Origin of the sequence: Vibrio satsumensis (assembly GCF_050337435.1) — a bacterium.
GTDB classification, from domain to species: domain Bacteria; phylum Pseudomonadota; class Gammaproteobacteria; order Enterobacterales; family Vibrionaceae; genus Vibrio; species Vibrio satsumensis.
Genome location: NZ_JAKJSX010000007.1, coordinates 346,131 through 364,729, shown reverse-complemented (window position 1 = coordinate 364,729; position 18,599 = coordinate 346,131). Strand labels below are relative to the sequence as shown.

Below are 18,599 nucleotides of genomic sequence, written 5' to 3'. Positions count from 1 at the left end.
ATCGCTACATTATCCAATCAGCTAATTGATTAACTCGATAGCAACACGGACTGACTTTACTCAGGAAAAATCGTCATCCTCAAGAGCGAGGAGCGAGCGAGTTGAAGGAACTTCTCCAGCAGAAAACAAAAAAGGTTGACGATATTCGCCAACCTTTATGATTCTATGTACACACTCGATTTAAAAAGAATATCTTCTTTTCGTATCTCGTATCTTCTTAGATCTTACGTAATCCAGTGAGGGCTTTCTCTAACCTTCTTTCCATTGGCGCCGAGATATCCATCTTCTCTTCACTACCTGGGTGCGTAAACTTGATGTTCGCGGCATGTAAGAACAGACGATCAAGACCAACCTTGCCCGTGTAAGCGTCAAAACGACGATCACCGTAGCGATCATCCCAAGCAATTGGGTGACCAGTATACTGAGCGTGCACACGGATTTGGTGTGTACGGCCTGTAATTGGACTAGCTTGAATCAACGTCGCCTCTTGGAATTTCTCTAAAACCTTAAAGCGGGTTTCAGAAGCTTTGCCGTTTGGGTTCACGCGAACAATGCTGTTTACTTCATTTTTTAGCAATGGAGCATTTACAACCTTACAGCTGTTCTTCCACTCACCCATCACTAAAGCAAAGTAATACTTCTGTACGGTTTTTTCACGGAACTGTGCTTGAAGGTGTCTTAGCGCCGAGCGCTTCTTAGCAACAAGCAAAATGCCAGACGTATCTCTATCGATACGGTGCACTAATTCAAGAAAGCGAGCATCGGGACGAAGTGCTCTTAACGCTTCAATTGCGCCGAACTTAAGTCCACTACCACCATGAACCGCAGTACCTGATGGTTTATTCAAAATCAGCATGTGATCATCTTCATAGATGATGCACTGTTCCAATTCTGAAACCTTGTTGAGTTTCGTGCTTGGCACGTTCTCTTCAACTTTCTCTTCAATGGTAACTGGCGGAATACGAACTAAATCACCAGCTTTTAGTTTGTACTCAGCCTTGATGCGTTTTTTGTTTACGCGGACTTCGCCTTTACGCACGATTCGGTAAATCATGCTTTTCGGGATGTTTTTTAATTGGTTGCGTAAGAAGTTATCAATACGCTGACCAGCCATATCTTCGTCAATGTCGACGAATTGGACTTGGGTTCTAATTTCGCTCATTGGGCTATTGTATCACTGTCACTTTTGATAATTGAGATTTTCTTAGCTCTATTCCGAACTTATTTATCCTTAATCCCTGCCGATCTATCCTCAAATGCTCGTTGAAGTTCTATATTTCTTTGATTCTTCGAACAAAAAAGCACCAAGATTCCTGCAAATTAAAATATCAATTGATAAATTATTTATAGACAGTGAGTTAGAGCTATCAAAACCCAAACAAAAACTGTTTTTTTTACAGCATTCCGACAAAGCAGATTGCTGTGTTTACCGACCGCTGCTATAGTTCACAGCTGCTATCAGTGGTTTGACTATTATTTAAACAGCTAACCATTCATAAGCAAGTAAATGAGTAGATAACTCAGATTAGACAGTGCTGCAATCGGCGTAAGACACGGTCAACTGGGTTCCTTATCGCTCTACTCACGTACGCTCATGTTGAGTATTCACCGCCACATCGCGGATCATAGGCTAACTCCCTATGATGACTGACGTGCCCCAGAGCATCCCTCTCCAGCCGGGAGGCTGCACCGATAAAGCCATGGGATCTGGCACCATGAGAAACGAAATAAAGCGATAAGAACAATGATGAAAATAAGAAAAGACAATGAGAATTTCTAAATGAAAAGAATGTTAATTAACGCAACTCAAAAAGAAGAGTTGCGTGTCGCTTTGGTTGATGGCCAGCGACTGTTCGATCTAGATATCGAAAGTCCAGGTCACGAGTCAAAGAAAGCGAATATCTACAAAGGACGTATTACCCGTATTGAACCAAGCCTAGAAGCGGCATTCGTTGATTACGGCGCAGAACGTCACGGTTTCCTCCCTCTTAAAGAAATTGCCCGCGAATACTTCCCTGAAGGTTATACATACCAAGGCCGTCCTAGCATTAAAGAAGTGCTAAAAGAAGGCCAAGAAGTAATCGTACAAGTAGAGAAAGAAGAACGTGGTAGCAAAGGTGCTGCACTGACAACTTTCATCTCTTTGGCTGGTAGTTACTTAGTTCTTATGCCTAATAACCCTCGTGCAGGCGGTATTTCTCGTCGTATCGAAGGTGATGAACGCACTCAACTGAAAGCAGCATTAAGCACTCTTGAGCTTCCTCAAGGTATGGGCCTAATCGTGCGTACAGCGGGTGTTGGTAAAAGTGCAGAAGAGCTAGAGTGGGACCTAAACGTACTACTGAATCACTGGGGCGCTATCAAGCAAGCTTCTGATTCAAATGCAGCTCCTTTCTTAATTCACCAAGAGAGTAACGTTATCGTTCGTGCGATTCGTGACTACCTACGTCGTGATATTGGCGAGATTCTAATCGACAGCAATACTATTTTTGAACGTGCACAAGCGCACATTCAATTAATACGCCCAGATTTCATGAATCGCGTTAAGAAATACGATGGTGAAGTGCCACTATTCAGCCATTACCAGATTGAAAGCCAGATTGAATCTGCTTTCCAACGTGAAGTTCGTCTTCCATCTGGTGGTTCTATCGTAATCGACCCAACAGAAGCACTGACTTCTATCGATATCAACTCTGCTCGTGCAACAAAGGGCGGCGATATTGAAGAAACAGCACTTAACACTAACCTAGAAGCAGCTGATGAAATTGCCCGTCAATTACGTCTGCGTGACCTAGGTGGCCTTGTTGTAATCGACTTTATCGATATGACTCCGGTTCGTCACCAACGCGAAGTAGAAAGCCGTCTACGTGATGCCGTTCGTTTAGATCGCGCACGTGTTCAGATTGGTCGTATTTCTCGCTTTGGTCTTCTAGAGATGTCTCGTCAACGTTTGAGCCCATCACTAGCAGAAGCAAGCCACCACATTTGTCCTCGTTGTACAGGTACTGGTGTTGTTCGTGATAACGAATCTCTAGCACTTTCTGTTCTACGTTTGATTGAAGAAGAAGCTCTAAAAGACAACACAGCACAAGTACTTGCTGTTGTACCTGTTCCAATCGCTTCTTACCTTCTGAACGAAAAACGTCGCTCAGTAAACCACATCGAGAAGAACCAAGAAGTTAAGATCACTGTTGTTCCTAACTCAGACATGGAAACGCCGCACTTTGAGGTTATCCGTGTTCGTGAAGGTGAAGAGTTCGATCTACTCTCTTACTTGCTGCCTAACAAGCTAGAAGCTCTAAAAGAAGCGGAAAGCAAAGAGCCAGCTGAACAGACTATTCGTCCTAAGAAGATCGAAGAACCTGCTCTGAAAGGCTTTGCAGCTCCGGCTCAATCGGCACCAACTCCCGCTCCAGCACCTAAAGCTGTAGAAGAGAAAAAAGCTGAGCCATCAGCAACTCAAGAATCAGGTCTAATTGGTCGTTTCTTCAAAGCTATCGGTAGCTTCTTATTTGGCTCTTCAACTCAAGAAGAGAAGAAAGAAGAAGAGAAGCAAGAAGAAAAACCTAAAAACAATCGCAACAACGGCAACCGTCAACGCCGTGATCGTAACGATAACCGTCGTCGTAACCAACGTGGTGAGCGTGGTGACAATCGTAACGAAAACCGTGACAACAAACGTCGTCGTAAGCCTGCACGTGATGAGAAACCTGAAGAGCAGAAAGAGGCAGCTCCACAGCAAAATCGTCAGCCTCGTAAGCCTAAGCAAGACCGTCGCAATAAGCCACGTGATGAACAGAAGCAACGCGAAGAGCAAGCACCATCTAAATTAGCAGAAGAAGGTCTACAGCTAGCGGCAGAAGCACAAGCTGGAAAACCGGAAGCGCCTAAGGCTAAGCCTGAAGCGAAAGCAGCTAAGATTAAAGAGCGTCGTCAGCGTCGTAAACTGAACAAGCAAGTTCGTGTTAAAGACCAGCAAGCTCAAGCTGAAGATAATGCTTCAAAAGAGCAAGTTGCTGCTAAAGAACTATCTGTTTCAAAAGAACAATCAGTAGCTCAAGAGCAAAAAGTTGCGGAACAAGTAGAAGCAACTCAAGCGAATGCAGAGCAAACTGAACAGGAAGAGCCGAAACAACGTCGTAACCGTCGTTCTCCACGTCACCTACGTGCAAGTGGTCAACGTCGTCGTCGCGGTCGTGATCGTCGCCCTAACCCATTCCGCCTACGTAAAGGTGGTGTAGCTTCTCCAGAGATGGCTATGGGTAAAGTGATGCCTCGCTTCATTCCAAAACCTCACCACAAGCAGACAAAACCTGAAGTGGCTGAAGTTCAAGTAGTAGCTGAAGCTCAAACATCTGTTCAAGAGCAGAGTGTTGCTCTAGAGACGGCACCACAAAGCAACGTAGCAATGGCTGGCGGCTTCGCATGTCCTGAACTAGCTATGGGCAAAGTGATTATCCGTCGCGAAGAAGCTGCTGTTGAAGCTCCTGCAGTCGTTGAAGAAGCACCAGTGGTCGTTGAAACTGCGAAAGTTGAAGCTCCAGTGATTGCAGAAGCGACGAAAGTTGAAGCGCCTGTTGTAGCAGAAGCAGCACCAGTTGTTGAAGCTGAAGCGCCTAAAGCTGAAAGTGCAAAAGTTGAAGAAGCACCTGTTGTAAAAACAGAAGCTCCTAAAGCGGCACCAAAGGCAGCAGTTGCTAAGAAACAAGCCGGTTCACCAATGACTAAAGCTCCTGGTCCTCAAGAGATCAAAGAGATTGAAGTGATTGCAGCTCCGTTCCGCACTGAACGTTTTGTATCGAAAGGTGCAGGCAGTCAGGCAGCGTCGAACAAAGCTGGCGCGGCGATGACAAAGCCAAACTACTAGTGATTACTGATAGATAATCGCAAGTAAATAGAATCAAAGGCTGCTTATTAAAGCAGCCTTTTTCATATCTAATAATCGAATAAAAATTAACAGATATATTACTCAAAGTTAGGTTCAACCTTGAACTTAATCACATTTTTGGGTAGCATTCGCGCACTTATCTTTTCGACACTTCGCTATTGCCGCTCTTTTCCATCACTGTTTGGCTACGCAATACACCCGTGTCGGTAAATCCATCTTAAGCATAGCTGAGCAAACATGTTCGAATTCCCACAATTTTCAAAGCACTCTGTAAAGAATGATGTGCTTTCAGGTCTTACAGTAGCCCTAGCTCTGGTACCTGAAGCCGTAGCATTCGCCTTTGTTGCAGGCGTTGACCCAATGGTTGGTCTATACGCAGCATTCATCGTAGGTTTAATTACTTCTGTCTTCGGCGGTCGTCCAGGTATGATTTCTGGTGCAACTGGCGCAATGGCTGTTGTAATGGTGAGCCTAGTGGCAACCCATGGCGTTCAATACCTATTTGCGGCAGTTATGCTAGCCGGCCTTCTGCAAATTGCAGCGGGTGTATTTAAGCTAGGTAAATTTATCCGTATCGTTCCACACCCAGTAATGATTGGTTTCGTGAACGGTTTGGCAATTGTTATCTTCCTAGCTCAGCTTGGTCAATTTAAAGCACCAGACGTAACAGGTGCACTAACTTGGTTACCAAGCGGTCAAATGACACTAATGCTGGGTCTAGTAGCCCTTACAATGGCTATCATCCACTTCCTACCTAAGCTAACAACAGCGGTACCATCTTCATTGGTTGCTATTGTTACAGTAACAGCTTTGGTTGTAGGTCTTGACCTTGAAACTCGAACTGTTGTCGACTTCCTACGTACGATGTCTGGTGACGAAGCTGCAACGCTAGCGGGTTCTCTACCAACGTTCTCTATTCCTGCTGTTCCGTTTTCTTTTGAGACACTACAGATCATCCTGCCTTACGCAATTATTCTTGCGGCTATCGGCCTGATCGAGTCTCTACTGACACTGACAGTACTAGATGAAATGACAAACACTCGTGGTCAATCTAACCGTGAATGTGTTGGTCAAGGTATGGCTAACGTAACGTGTTCAGTATTTGGCGCGATGGGTGGTTGTGCGATGATCGGTCAATCGATGATCAACGTAAACTCAGGCGGTCGTGGTCGCCTTTCAGGTATTGTAGCGGCAGTTGCACTACTCATGTTCATCCTGTTCGGTTCTGCACTGATTGAAATGATTCCTCTAGCAGCACTTGTGGGCGTAATGTTCATGGTTGTTATCGGTACATTTGAGTGGGCAACCTTCAAGCTTGCACGTCGCGTTCCTAAGCAAGACTTCTTCGTTATCGTTCTTGTTACCGTAGTAACAGTACTGACCGACCTTGCTGTCGCAGTAGGTGTGGGTGTTGTAGCTTCAGCGCTGATGTTTGCTTGGCAACATGCTAAACACATCTACGCAGACACGTCTGTAAACGCTGAAGGCTCTAAAGAGTACAAAGTTAACGGTCCAATCTTCTTTGGTTCAACGGCTAACTTCCTAGAGTTGTTTGACGCATATAACGATCCACAAGATGTAGTCGTTGATTTCGCAAACTCACGCGTTACTGACCACTCTGCAATTGAAGCGATCGATACGATTGCTGAACGTTACGCGGCATTAGGTAAAACACTTCACCTTCGCCACCTAAGCCAAGACTGTGTTGCTATGCTGCACAAAGCAGGTAGCTTAGTTGAAGCGAACGTTGCAGAAGACCCAATCTACAAAGTAATGTCTAAGTAATCTTAGCAGTAGCTTTAAGTTAGATTTAGAAAGGCCGGCATTCAATGTCGGCTTTTTTTTATATCTATGTCCCGTCCTAAAATGTGTTTACACATTGAGGACGAATTATGACTACTTCAAATACTACCTACGTTAAGCGTACTCAGCGTGATTACACACTACAATGAACGCAATATCGCTTCGCTAGACTCTTCGATTAAATCCAACACCAATTCAAAGCCATTTCCCTCACCATAATAGGGATCGGGGACCTCTTGATATTGTGACTCTCCAAAGCTTAAAAATAACGCAAGCTTGTATTGGAAGTGAGCTGGACACTGGCTCATTAAGTCGTCTAAATTGGCTCTATCTGCCGCGAGTATCAGGTCAAATTCTTCGAAGTCATTATCAACCACTTTACGAGAAATAATCCCCTTAAAGCTGTAGCCTCGCTTCTCTCCTGCAGATTTCGAACGCGAGTCTGGCGGGTTGCCTTGATGAAAACCAATCGTCCCTGCAGAGTCAACCACAACGTCAATATCCAGTTGTTGCGCTTTCTTCCTTAGTACCGCTTCACCTGTTGGCGAACGGCAAATATTCCCCATACAAACCACAAGTATCTTTTTCATCCCTAATCACCTGTTCTTCCGATGGTTTTTGCTATCGTTAAGTTAGGCTATGATAGGCGCAATCACAACTTAAAAGGATTTGTTATGTCGACTGAAGACAACAAAGAACAACGCCACAAAGCAAGACAACAGAAAGTAAAAGAACAAGTCGATGCTCGTGTCGCTGCAGCACAAGAAGTAAAAGGCCTATTGTTGGTTATTACTGGTAACGGTAAAGGTAAATCAACATCCGGTTTTGGTACGATTACACGTGCAGTCGGCCATGGTAAGAAGTGTGCCGTCGCTCAGTTTGTAAAAGGAACTTGGGATAACGGCGAAAAGAATGTCCTGCAAAAGCTCGATGTAGAGTTTCAAGTGATGGGTACTGGCTTTACTTGGGAAACTCAAAACAAGGCTCAAGATATCGAAGCCGCACAGCGCGTGTGGAAAGAGTGCCAACGCATGCTAGCCGATGAGTCGATTGATGTGATTCTGTTTGATGAACTGACTTACATGGTGAGTTACGGCTACATTGAACTGGATGAAGTGGTAGAAGCACTGAATAACCGTCCGAAAATGCAATCCGTGATCATTACTGGCCGTGGAGCACATCGCACTTTAACGGACATGGCCGATACCGTGTCTGAAGTTCGTAACGTAAAGCACGCTTTCGAGTCTGGAGTTAAAGCTCTGCAAGGCGTTGACTGGTAATCACATTAAACCAGAGATCCCCTTCTCGCTCATTCTTCCCTCTCGAGGATGACGCCCACTAGACTGTCACGCTCTTAACCACCTATCGTCATTCCCTAGAGCGAGTGACGCGTGTCATAGAGAATCTTTCGAAAGTATTATAAGCACCCAAACAAAAGCGCCATTCCTACCGTAGGAATGGCGCTTCTTTTATATACGAGTTAAAAACGTTTAGTTAAAGAAACCTTTCAATAAACCATCAACTGCTTCTTTAGTTTTCTCGTCTTTGATCTTGTCCGTTAGCTTGTTCACACCACGGTCAATTTCTTTCTGTGCTTTCTGCTTCAACACATCATCAAAAACAAGTGCGAATTTCGGGTCAGCCCACTGGCCAGTTACCTTAATTGGGATTGTCACATCTTTCAGATCGTCAATACTCTTACCGCCCTGACCTTCAAGTGAACCCACAATTGATGTACGCACCAGGAAATCGACCGTTTCATTGATGAAGTTTGCTTTACCTTGACCTGTCACGCGTAACAATGGCGACTGTGCTGATAAGTCGTTAGTTGAAACCCAACCTTTATCCACTTTCAGCGTCGCTTTCATTGCACTGAAGTCCGTTTTTTGAGCTTCATTTGTGCTTTCAACTTTCTCGCCCTTGATCTTAGCGTAGTTTTCTCGAATCAGTTGAGCTACGTTGATGCCGTTAACTGCACCATCTTCAAAGTTAATCGCGATAGTACCAACTAGGTTCTTCTTAATACCCGTCGGAGTCAGGCTCTTACCTTTCACATTAACATCGATATTGCCCGTACCTTCCAGCATATCGTTATCCGCAACATCAATCAGTAACGGTTGTACTTTCACGCCTTTGATTTTCTTCTTAGCCGTGTAAGTCGCCGGTGTTTTACGAGCGTCTAGCTTAGCCGTAGCTGAAATAGAACCTTGGTAAAGATTCGATGTGAATGAAGTCAATTCAGCCACACCGCGGTTAACTGAAAATGCCGTTTTAACATTCTGCATTTTCGCGTTGTTCGCCTTGAACTTATCAATCGTGATGTCACCTTTCACGTCTAACGTTTTCAGAGCCGACAGATCAGGTTCCACTTCTTTAGCTGGAGCTGAACTACCAGAGTTTGACGTTGAGCCACCAGCAGAACCAGAAGGAGCAGTGCTCGCTGTTTCTGTTGTATTGCCTAAGCCTAGGAACTCGTCCAAATCAATATTCGGGCTATGAAGAGAGAAACGAACCTTTGGTATTTCAGATAGGGTTACGTCTGCTTTACCATCTAATGCAATAGCGTTAGCTTGTAGCTTCTCTAACACAAAGCTCAGGTGGCTCTTGTTAAGATCGAAGCTTAAGTCAGACAGCATGTCGACTTTCATTGGAGACTGAGGAAGCGTGTCGCCTTTGAATGTTGAGTCTAACGTTAATTTGTTCAGCGTTACTTTTGAAATCGCGCTATCAACAGTAAGTTCACCGCCACCTTTAAGATCAAGGTCAAGGCCAGCCGCGTTACCGATTACAGCGTAAGTCAGTTGGTTTACCTTATCGAACTCAAACGTATTCAAGCCAATTTTTGCTGACTCAATCGACGTCGATGGATCATTGAACTTAGCGTTTAAGTCAATATTACGAAGTGCGTAACTTGCGAAGCCTTCAGCTAACTTGAATTCTGCACTGCCTTGTGCAGAGAATTTCTGTTGATTGTTTTCACCAGAAGCGGCGAAGGTTGCCGTTGTCCATGTATCCACAGCGAACTCAGATAAGTTCAAAGACACATCGTATAACTTAGTGAATGAACCCGCTTGCTTGTCGTCCATTTCAAACAGTGCGTTTGATACAGTGACACCTGCTAGGTTAATCGTCCAACCAGATGCTTCCGTTGCGCTTTGTTCTTGAGGTGCTGGAGCTGATTCAGTATTGGTATCTGCAGCTGGTTCAGACTCTTGAGGCGCTGACGCTTGTGTTAACGCATCAATGTTCTTGCGACCATCTTTAAGCGTTTCTAAATAAAATTCTGCACCGTCTAGAGTGATGTTGCCGATCTCTAGTTGGTTGCTAAATAGCGGAGTAACCGAAACATCAACGCCAACGGTATCAACCTTGAATAGATTTGGTTGAGTGAACCCTTCTGGGTTACGTAATTCAGTTTGACCAAGTTCAAAGCCAATAGATGGGAAGAATTGCCAGCTGATATCGCCCTCGATCACGAGCTCTAGGCCAGTGTGTTTTTGGGCTTGTTCGACAATTAATGGCTTAAATTGGTTGGGATTCACTAACAGCACTAGTGCCAGAATTGCTGCAATGACAACAGACACTGGTACAGCTATGAAAATGAGTAGTTTCTTCATCCGCATATTCCTTGCTTAGATTCCAAAAGAAAGTGGCACTATAAAAGTGCCACTGATTCGGTAAAAAATAAAGCTAAGTGAGTCACTTAGGCAAAATTTTATTCGATTAAGACTTCAACAACTTCGCAATGTGCGCTTTTAGCACATCAATCGCAATACGGTTTTTACCACCACGAGGAACGATGATGTCTGCATGTTGTTTTGAAGGCTCGATAAACTGCATGAACATTGGACGTACTGTTTGTTGGTATTGCTTAAGTACAGTGTCCATTGTACGACCACGCTCTTCTACATCACGCTTAACACGGCGTAGTAGACAGATGTCTAATGGTGTATCCATAAACACACTTGCGTGCATTAGTTTACGAAGACGCGGGTCTGTTAGAAGCAGAATACCCTCTAAAATGATCACTTTCTTAGGAGTAAGTGTAGTCGTTTCAGAAGTACGTGTGTGCTCTGTGTAGCTGTATTCAGGAACTTCTACGGAGTTGCCACTCATTAGCTGCTGTAGATGTTCACATAAAAGATCATGATCTAGTGCATTTGGGTGATCGTAGTTAGTTTTAACACGCTCTTCCATACTCAAGTGGCTTTGGTCGCTGTAATAGCAATCTTCCGTGATAACACCAATTTGATGGTCGCCTACTTTTTCGCGCAATTCATTATAAATTGTACTAGCAATCAGACTTTTTCCTGAAGCTGAAGCGCCAGCGATACCTACGATGACACATTGATTATTATCAGACATTAATTTTGCACCCGATATGGTTTGGTGGTGGGAAGAGATAAACCGCCTGATTATAGGGGCTAAAGCACATAGATTCTAGTCGCGATTTTAGCTAATTGCAGTCAAATTGATGATCTTAATACATTTACTTAAGACAATCGTTTGCTTTCAAATAACTTGCCTACAACTATTTGCACAACCCCAATGGCTATCAGCCTAAATCCAACCGCTGTTTATCTAATCCAACACGATTTACACGACATTAAGAGTGGCTAACTTTATTCAACCATCGAGAAGTTAATCACTTCTGGTCTCGCCTTGCCGGTCCAGAACATCTTCGCAGCCACATTCTCAGCAAGCTCTAAGTAATGACGTGTATGTTCACTATCTGGACGACGAATCACCGTCGGACAACCTGCATCGATGTCTTCTCGCACATCAATATGAAGAGGGATCTGTGCCAAAATATCGAGGTAAAACTCTTCTGACATGGCTTCAGCACCACCAGCACCAAAGATATGCTCTTTCTCACCACAGTGACTACAAATATGATAGCTCATGTTTTCAACTAAGCCTGCGACTGGCACACTCACCTTATCAAACATCGCTACGCCTTTACGCGCATCCGCTAATGCCAAATCTTGAGGTGTAGTCACCACTACCGCGCCTGTCACTGGGATCTGTTGTGACAATGTCAGTTGAATATCACCCGTACCAGGTGGCATGTCGATAACAAGGTAATCCAACTCTGGCCATACGGTTTCATTAACAAGCTGCCCCAAAGCCTTAGCTGCCATTGGGCCTCGCCAGATTGCCGCATCGTCTTTCGACACAAGATAGCCAATAGAGTGAGTGAAAATGCCATGTGCTTCGATTGGCATCATCCATTTGTTGTTCTGTACTTCTGGTTTTGCGTCTAGCTGGCCGAGCATCATAGGCACTGATGGGCCGTAGATATCCGCATCCAACAAACCCACTTTTGAACCAGACTTAGATAACGCAAGCGCAAGGTTAACTGACGTCGTCGATTTACCCACCCCACCCTTTGCCGACGTGACGGCGATTATATTCTTAACCCCCTTCAATGGCGTCGCGACAGTGGTTTCCAGCGCAGACGGCTTCACTTTTACTTCAAACTGAAAAGCGCTAACAAGTTGTTGTTCAATCTGAGAGTGGATCCACTGTTCCAATTCAACCGCGAGCTGATTAGCAGCAAAAGGTAAGGTGATAACAAATGATCCACGCGGATCAACCGAGACAATATTTTGGTGTAGCGCCCACTCTGGGATGAGGATTGGTGACTCGAACTCATTCAACCATGAACAGAAATCTTGCTTAGAAGTAAAGTTACGCATTGGGGCTCCTTTTTTTATTTATGCTATCACCCACGAGATGAAGACTGAACCCCTAAAAAACTAAGGGAATCCTTTGTCTGATACCTTGGCGTATCACACGTTATAAAGTAGTATTACCTCTCAAATTTATACCTATCAAAAAAGCGAATTATTAAGTATGGCAACTGATCCAAGACAACTTTTGGTAACTTGTGCGCTTCCGTACGCTAACGGCTCTATTCACCTTGGCCATATGCTTGAGCATATCCAAGCTGATATCTGGGTTCGATACCAGCGTCTGCGTGGCAACACTGTAAACTTCATCTGTGCTGACGATGCTCACGGCACGCCAATTATGCTTAAAGCTCAACAGATGGGTATCACGCCAGAAGAGATGATCGCTGCTGTTAGTGAAGAGCACCAAAAAGACTTCGCTGGCTTTGATATCAGCTTTGATAACTACCACAGCACACACAGCGAAGAGAACCGTGAACTGGCTTCACACATCTACCTAGAACTTAAAAAGAACGGCTTCATTTCTAGCCGTACTATTTCTCAGCTTTTCGACCCTGAGAAAGAGATGTTCCTACCAGATCGCTTCGTAAAAGGTACTTGCCCTAAGTGTAAGTCAGAAGACCAGTATGGTGATAACTGTGATAACTGTGGTGAGACATACAGCCCAACTGAACTGATTAACCCTAAATCAGCGGTTTCTGGCGCAACTCCAGTAATGAAAGACTCTGAGCACTTCTTCTTCGACCTACCTCAATTCGAAAGCATGCTTAAAGAGTGGACTCGTTCTGGCTCTCTACAGAATGAAACTGCAAACAAAATGCAGGAATGGTTTGAGTCTGGTCTGCAACAATGGGATATCTCACGTGATGCACCTTACTTTGGCTTTGAAATCCCAGGCGAAAAAGACAAGTTCTTCTACGTATGGCTAGACGCACCTGTTGGCTACATGGCTTCTTTCAAGAACCTATGTGACAAGCGTGACGATCTAAACTTCGATGAATACTGGAAGAAAGACAGCACAACTGAGCTTTACCACTTCATCGGTAAAGACATCGTTTACTTCCACAGCCTATTCTGGCCAGCAATGCTAGACGGCGCAGGTTTCCGTAAACCAAACAACGTATTCGTACACGGCTACGTAACAGTAAACGGCGCGAAGATGTCTAAGTCGAAAGGCACATTCATCAAAGCGAGCACGTACCTAAACCACCTAGACCCTGAGTGTCTGCGTTACTACTACGCTGCGAAACTAAACAGCCGTATCGATGATTTAGACCTTAACCTTGAAGACTTCACTCAACGTGTAAACGCTGACGTAGTAAACAAGATTGTTAACCTAGCTTCTCGTAACGCAGGTTTCATCACTAAGCGCTTCGAAGGCAAGCTAGCTGCTGAATTTGCAGAACCAGAGCTTTACAACGAATTCGTTGCTGCCGCTGAGCGTATCGGTGAGCTATACGAATCTCGTGAATTCAGCCGTGCTATTCGTGAAATCACCGCACTAGCGGATAAAGCTAACCAGTACATCGATGAAAAAGCACCTTGGGTTCTTGCAAAAGAAGAAGGCAAAGAAGCTGAGCTTCAACAAGTGTCTTCTGTAGGTATTAACCTATTCCGCGTACTGATGGCTTACCTGAAACCAGTGATGCCAGAGCTTGCAGCTCGCACTGAAGCTTTCCTAAACGAAGAGCTCACGTGGGAAGCGATTGCGACTCCACTAACTGATCACGAGATCACTAAGTTCAAAGCACTATTCAACCGTATTGATCCTAAGAAAGTGGAAGCAATGGTTGAGTCTTCTAAAGAAGATGCAGCCGCTGAAGCAGCAGCGAAAGAAAAAGCAGAAGCTGAAAAAGAACAAGCAAGTCAAACTGAGCTAGACAAAGAACCAATCGCAGACGAGATTGAGTTCGATGCCTTTGCAGCAGTAGACATGCGTATTGCTCGTATCATCTCTTGTGAAGAAGTACCAAAAGCGAACAAACTACTGAAGTTCCAGCTGGACATCGGTGGTGAGACTCGCCAAGTATTCTCTGGCATCAAGTCAGCATACAAACCTGAAGAGCTAGAAGGCAAGCTAACCGTAATGGTAGCAAACCTAAAACCTCGTAAGATGAAGTTTGGTATGTCGGAAGGCATGATCCTAGCAGCGGGCCCTGGCGGCAGCGACCTATGGATCCTTGAGCCACACGAAGGTGCTCAACCTGGTATGCGTGTAATGTAATTCTGATTTCAGTCAGATAACTAGCACTCATAACTAAATCCCTAATGCACTTTTAACTTGAAAGAGTTAATAAGCATTGGGGATTTTTTATATCTACCGAAAATAAGCGTTCTCTGTTAGAGTCGCCGTCAACTATGCTATGTAGAGTAGAAATTGGTTTGTCGACGATAATGGACTAACCAACACCTCTTTACTCTAAAACCCTTTTTAGGAATCCCCAGTGACTAACAACGAAATCTTGCGTCGTATTCAACACGCACTAAACCTTAAAAATGCACAAATCATCAAAGCAATTGAACAAGCTGATGTAACCGTTGCTCATGACCAAGTGATTAACTGGCTAAAAGACGACAACGACAAGTCATGCTCTAAGATGAAAGATAAAGAGTTAGCAGTATTCCTAAATGGTTTCATCAACCTTAAGCGTGGTAAAAAAGAAGGCGAACAACCTAAACCTGAAGTTGCACTGACTAACAACATGATTTTCATGAAGCTTCGAATTGCATTAAACATGAAAGCGGAAGATGTTTTGGACGTACTAGAAGTGGTTGGCATTAACTTGAGCAAGTACGAAATCGGTGCTTACTTCCGCAAACCAGAAAACAAAAACTACAAAGTGTGTGAAGACCAACTACTTTGCGATTTTCTAAACGGTGTGCAATTTACCAACCGCCCAGACTCAGAAGAGTTTGCGGGGTAAGTTGCTACTCATAGATAAGTTACTATTTATAGGTAAGTATCTGCCCCACTGGTAAGTTCTAGCAACTATCAATAAATAAAAAGCGGCGAGATAATCAAATTATCTCGCCGCTTTTTTGCTTTCTTTACGTCGTTTACTTAATAAGTAAACCAACCTAACCGTACTTTAATGAAAAGACTTAGCTGTCGTCTTCTGTAAAATTCGTTGGCAATGTCGTTTTCATTTCATTCCAAATTTGCGCACTTGCGATACCGTAGTTACGAATCACTAATGGCAAAGTTTCGCGCTCGCCACTTTCACAGATAATGAACAACTCTTTATAAAAGTCCATCGCTAAACGTCGTGCTTCTGGGTTAGAGAAGTAGTAGCTACCGATACGGTCATACAGTTTACGCACACCGTTAAAGATCAGGCCGTAAATCTGGTTGCCTGAGTGAAATGCCAAACGCTGGAAAAGCATGTAGTCATAGAAGTTGAAAGTCTTCGCGATTAAAATCGTCTGACGTTTCGCTTCATCTTTTTCCGAATCTTCTTTTACCGCTTGTTTGATCTTGTCAGCGTATGGCGATGATTCTAAGAACTCATCCCAAGTCGGTGCCGCAAGTAGCGCTTCACAAGATTCAATCACGTTACTGATCGTACGTTCTGAAGCTTCTTTATTTGCTTTAAATGCATAACGCATAAAAATCGGGCTGATATTCGTGCGCGCAGCAAGCAAGTCTTCTACCATTTTGCTTGCGTTATCAACGTCTAACGTCATTAACGTATCTAGGATATGAAGACCTGAGGTTTCCATAAACTGATTAACTTTAGTTGGCTTGCCGTGTTGGATTGTCAACCAACCGTCGCGAGCAAGACGTTGTAGTACTTCACGAAGCGTAGTACGTGTAACACCAATCAGCTCAGAAAGCTCACGCTCTGCGGGCAAGATAGAACCTGGAGGGAAACGGCCATTCCAAATACTTTCAATGATATACTTTTCTGCAAATCCTGCCGGGCTCTTCGCCTTAATGACCATCTACACTTCAATCCAATTTAATTATTCTGTTCTAATTTACTCATCATACCACTAGTTCACACCTAGCGGAAACACCCGCAAAAATTTTACTCACTCAAAATAGCAGTAGAGTTAAAACTCTAAAGTTCAGCACACCTTTGCACCCTAGATTTAGAAAGCAAGCGACTACAAACTACCATTTCAACAAATCATTAACACAACAAATTTTCTTTTAAATCAACGAGATTGGTCATATTTTCAAAGTTATTAATTTGCAATATTAAGTTGTAATAATCATATATAAACCGTCGTTATTCTGTAAATTTCAATCATTTCGCTGAAATATTGATTCTAGTCGGTTTTTATCACATTTTAAGTGGTATGCTTGCGCTACTTTGATCGCGTTTCTCAACAAAAAAGAGGTATTTTTAGGGCTACAGGGCTTTTCCTGTTGACTAAATGTTATCTAAGAGTAGAGTTGCGCTCAAAAATAAGCAGTGCTTGAGTTTCTAAGGGAGTGACTTGGCAAGACCACAGAACATTACATGGAATGTAGTTTTTCTAAGTCACTGTTAGTTATAGTTTTTAACAATTTCTATAGCTCGATTCTCAAAATGTTGTATTGCTTGTCTATTCATAATCAACATAAAAGAGTATTAACATGCCGATGTCTCTCGGAAACGCTTTTATCAAGAACTTCCTTGGTAAAGCTCCTGATTGGTATAAACTTGCCATCATTTCCTTTTTAATCATCAACCCGTTTGTTTTCTTCCTAGTTGACCCATTTGTTGCGGGCTGGCTGTTGGTGGTTGAGTTTATTTTCACTCTAGCTATGGCTCTAAAGTGCTACCCTCTTCAACCGGGTGGCTTATTGGCAATTCAAGCCGTCGCCATTGGCATGACCAAACCAGAAATGGTTTATCACGAGCTACAAGCAAACCTTCCAGTATTACTCTTACTTGTATTCATGGTTGCTGGTATCTACTTCATGAAAGAACTACTTCTGTTCATTTTCACGAAGATCCTGCTCGGCATCCAATCAAAAATCTTACTCTCTGTCGCTTTCTGTGTCGCTGCAGCGTTTTTGTCTGCCTTCCTAGATGCGCTGACAGTAATCGCTGTAGTTATTAGCGTTGCGGTAGGCTTCTACTCTATCTACCACAAAGTTGCATCGGGCAAAGGCACAACATCTGCGCACGATCATACTCATGATGAAGAGATCTCAGAGCTAACTCGTGATGACCTAGAAAACTACCGTGCTTTCCTACGCTCACTACTTATGCACGCCGGTGTTGGTACTGCACTGGGTGGCGTAATGACCATGGTAGGTGAACCACAAAACTTAGTAATTGCTAAGCAAGCGGGTTGGGAGTTCGGTGAATTTATCATCCGTATGCTGCCAGTAACACTGCCTGTTTTCTTCTGCGGTATTCTAACTTGCGCACTTGTCGAAAAATTCAAAGTGTTTGGTTACGGTGCAGAACTGCCAACGAATGTTCGCCAAATCTTAGTTGAGTTTGACAACAAAGAACGTGCAAACCGTACAAAGCAAGACGTAGCAAAACTATGGGTTCAGAGTGCAATCGCAGTTTGGCTGATTGTTGGCCTTGCGCTTCACGTCGCTGAAGTAGGTTTGATTGGCCTTTCAGTGATCATCTTGGCAACGGCATTTACTGGCGTTATCGAAGAGCACTCAATGGGTAAAGCCTTTGAAGAAGCACTGCCATTTACCGCACTTCTTGCCGTCTTTTTCGCGGTTGTTGCTGTAATCATCGACCAAGCTCTATTTAAGCCAGTAATCGATGCTGTACTTCACGTTGAAGATAAAGGCGCACAGCTCGCACTCTTCTATGTTGCCAACGGTATCTTGTCGATGGTTTCAGATAACGTATTCGTAGGTACGGTTTACATCAACGAAGTGAAAACTGCACTGGTTGAAGGCATTATCACTCGTGACCAGTTTGACCTACTTGCTGTTGCTATCAACACTGGTACTAACCTACCTTCTGTTGCTACACCAAATGGCCAAGCTGCATTCCTATTCCTATTAACATCAGCACTTGCTCCGTTAATTCGATTGTCTTACGGTCGCATGGTTATCATGGCGCTGCCATACACCATCGTATTGGCACTGGTTGGCCTAGCAGGCATTGTGTTCTTCGTAGAGCCAATGACAGCATGGTTCTACGATGCTGGTTGGATCATTCAACGCACTGGTGAAGTCGTCGCTCCAGTTATCTCTGGTGGTCACTAAGCTAAACACTGTGTCGCAAACCACAATAACTATAACTAAC

12 protein-coding genes are annotated in these 18,599 nt (G+C 43.9%); 6 read left to right on the top strand and 6 right to left on the bottom strand.

The features are described from left to right. Window positions 1-217: 217 nt before the first annotated feature. A complete protein-coding gene (gene rluC, locus L4C44_RS10900) occupies window positions 218-1,162 on the bottom strand; it encodes a 23S rRNA pseudouridine(955/2504/2580) synthase RluC (RefSeq protein WP_146492223.1) in 945 nt (314 codons plus the stop codon). Between the two features lie 618 nt (window positions 1,163-1,780). Between rluC and rne the strand changes: the two genes are divergently transcribed. Further along, on the top strand, window positions 1,781-4,867 hold the full coding sequence (gene rne, locus L4C44_RS10895) for a ribonuclease E (RefSeq protein ID WP_428805005.1): 3,087 nt from the start codon (window positions 1,781-1,783) through the stop codon (window positions 4,865-4,867). Between the two features lie 258 nt (window positions 4,868-5,125). Then, a complete protein-coding gene (locus tag L4C44_RS10890) occupies window positions 5,126-6,673 on the top strand; it encodes a SulP family inorganic anion transporter (RefSeq protein ID WP_060982310.1) in 1,548 nt (515 codons plus the stop codon). A gap of 158 nt (window positions 6,674-6,831) precedes the next feature. Here L4C44_RS10890 and L4C44_RS10885 read toward each other — a convergent pair whose 3' ends face one another. Then, a complete protein-coding gene (locus tag L4C44_RS10885) occupies window positions 6,832-7,281 on the bottom strand; it encodes a low molecular weight protein-tyrosine-phosphatase (protein WP_146492225.1) in 450 nt (149 codons plus the stop codon). A gap of 84 nt (window positions 7,282-7,365) precedes the next feature. On the opposite strand from L4C44_RS10885, the gene cobO reads away from it, so the two are divergent. After that, complete coding sequence (gene cobO, locus L4C44_RS10880) at window positions 7,366-7,971, top strand: cob(I)yrinic acid a,c-diamide adenosyltransferase (RefSeq protein WP_048610567.1); 606 nt, start codon at window positions 7,366-7,368, stop codon at window positions 7,969-7,971. Between the two features lie 210 nt (window positions 7,972-8,181). Here the strand turns inward: cobO and L4C44_RS10875 are convergent, their stop codons facing one another. The 3 genes from L4C44_RS10875 to apbC form a co-directional block, all read right to left on the bottom strand. After that, window positions 8,182-10,308, bottom strand: a complete 2,127-nt coding sequence (locus L4C44_RS10875; RefSeq protein ID WP_327783656.1) for an AsmA family protein — start codon at window positions 10,306-10,308, stop codon at window positions 8,182-8,184. 106 nt (window positions 10,309-10,414) lie between these two features. Beyond that, window positions 10,415-11,056 (bottom strand): uridine kinase, encoded by a 642-nt coding sequence (gene udk, locus L4C44_RS10870; protein WP_086712923.1) that lies wholly within the window; start codon window positions 11,054-11,056, stop codon window positions 10,415-10,417. Window positions 11,057-11,313: 257 nt separating this feature from the next. Then, window positions 11,314-12,390, bottom strand: a complete 1,077-nt coding sequence (apbC, locus tag L4C44_RS10865) for an iron-sulfur cluster carrier protein ApbC (RefSeq protein WP_428805004.1) — start codon at window positions 12,388-12,390, stop codon at window positions 11,314-11,316. 157 nt (window positions 12,391-12,547) lie between these two features. Here apbC and metG point away from each other — a divergent pair, with 157 nt between their 5' ends. Both metG and L4C44_RS10855 read left to right on the top strand, forming a co-directional pair. Beyond that, on the top strand, window positions 12,548-14,608 hold the full coding sequence (gene metG, locus L4C44_RS10860; RefSeq protein ID WP_146492228.1) for a methionine--tRNA ligase: 2,061 nt from the start codon (window positions 12,548-12,550) through the stop codon (window positions 14,606-14,608). A gap of 220 nt (window positions 14,609-14,828) precedes the next feature. Beyond that, window positions 14,829-15,308: a YehS family protein gene (locus tag L4C44_RS10855; RefSeq protein WP_285953207.1), complete on the top strand. Its 480-nt coding sequence runs from the start codon at window positions 14,829-14,831 to the stop codon at window positions 15,306-15,308. A 178-nt stretch (window positions 15,309-15,486) separates the two neighbouring features. On the opposite strand, the gene fadR is transcribed toward L4C44_RS10855, so the two are convergent. Beyond that, window positions 15,487-16,326: a fatty acid metabolism transcriptional regulator FadR gene (fadR, locus tag L4C44_RS10850; RefSeq protein ID WP_060982306.1), complete on the bottom strand. Its 840-nt coding sequence runs from the start codon at window positions 16,324-16,326 to the stop codon at window positions 15,487-15,489. Between the two features lie 640 nt (window positions 16,327-16,966). Between fadR and nhaB the strand changes: the two genes are divergently transcribed. Beyond that, on the top strand, window positions 16,967-18,559 hold the full coding sequence (nhaB, locus tag L4C44_RS10845; RefSeq protein WP_048659726.1) for a Na(+)/H(+) antiporter NhaB: 1,593 nt from the start codon (window positions 16,967-16,969) through the stop codon (window positions 18,557-18,559). Window positions 18,560-18,599: the final 40 nt, after the last annotated feature.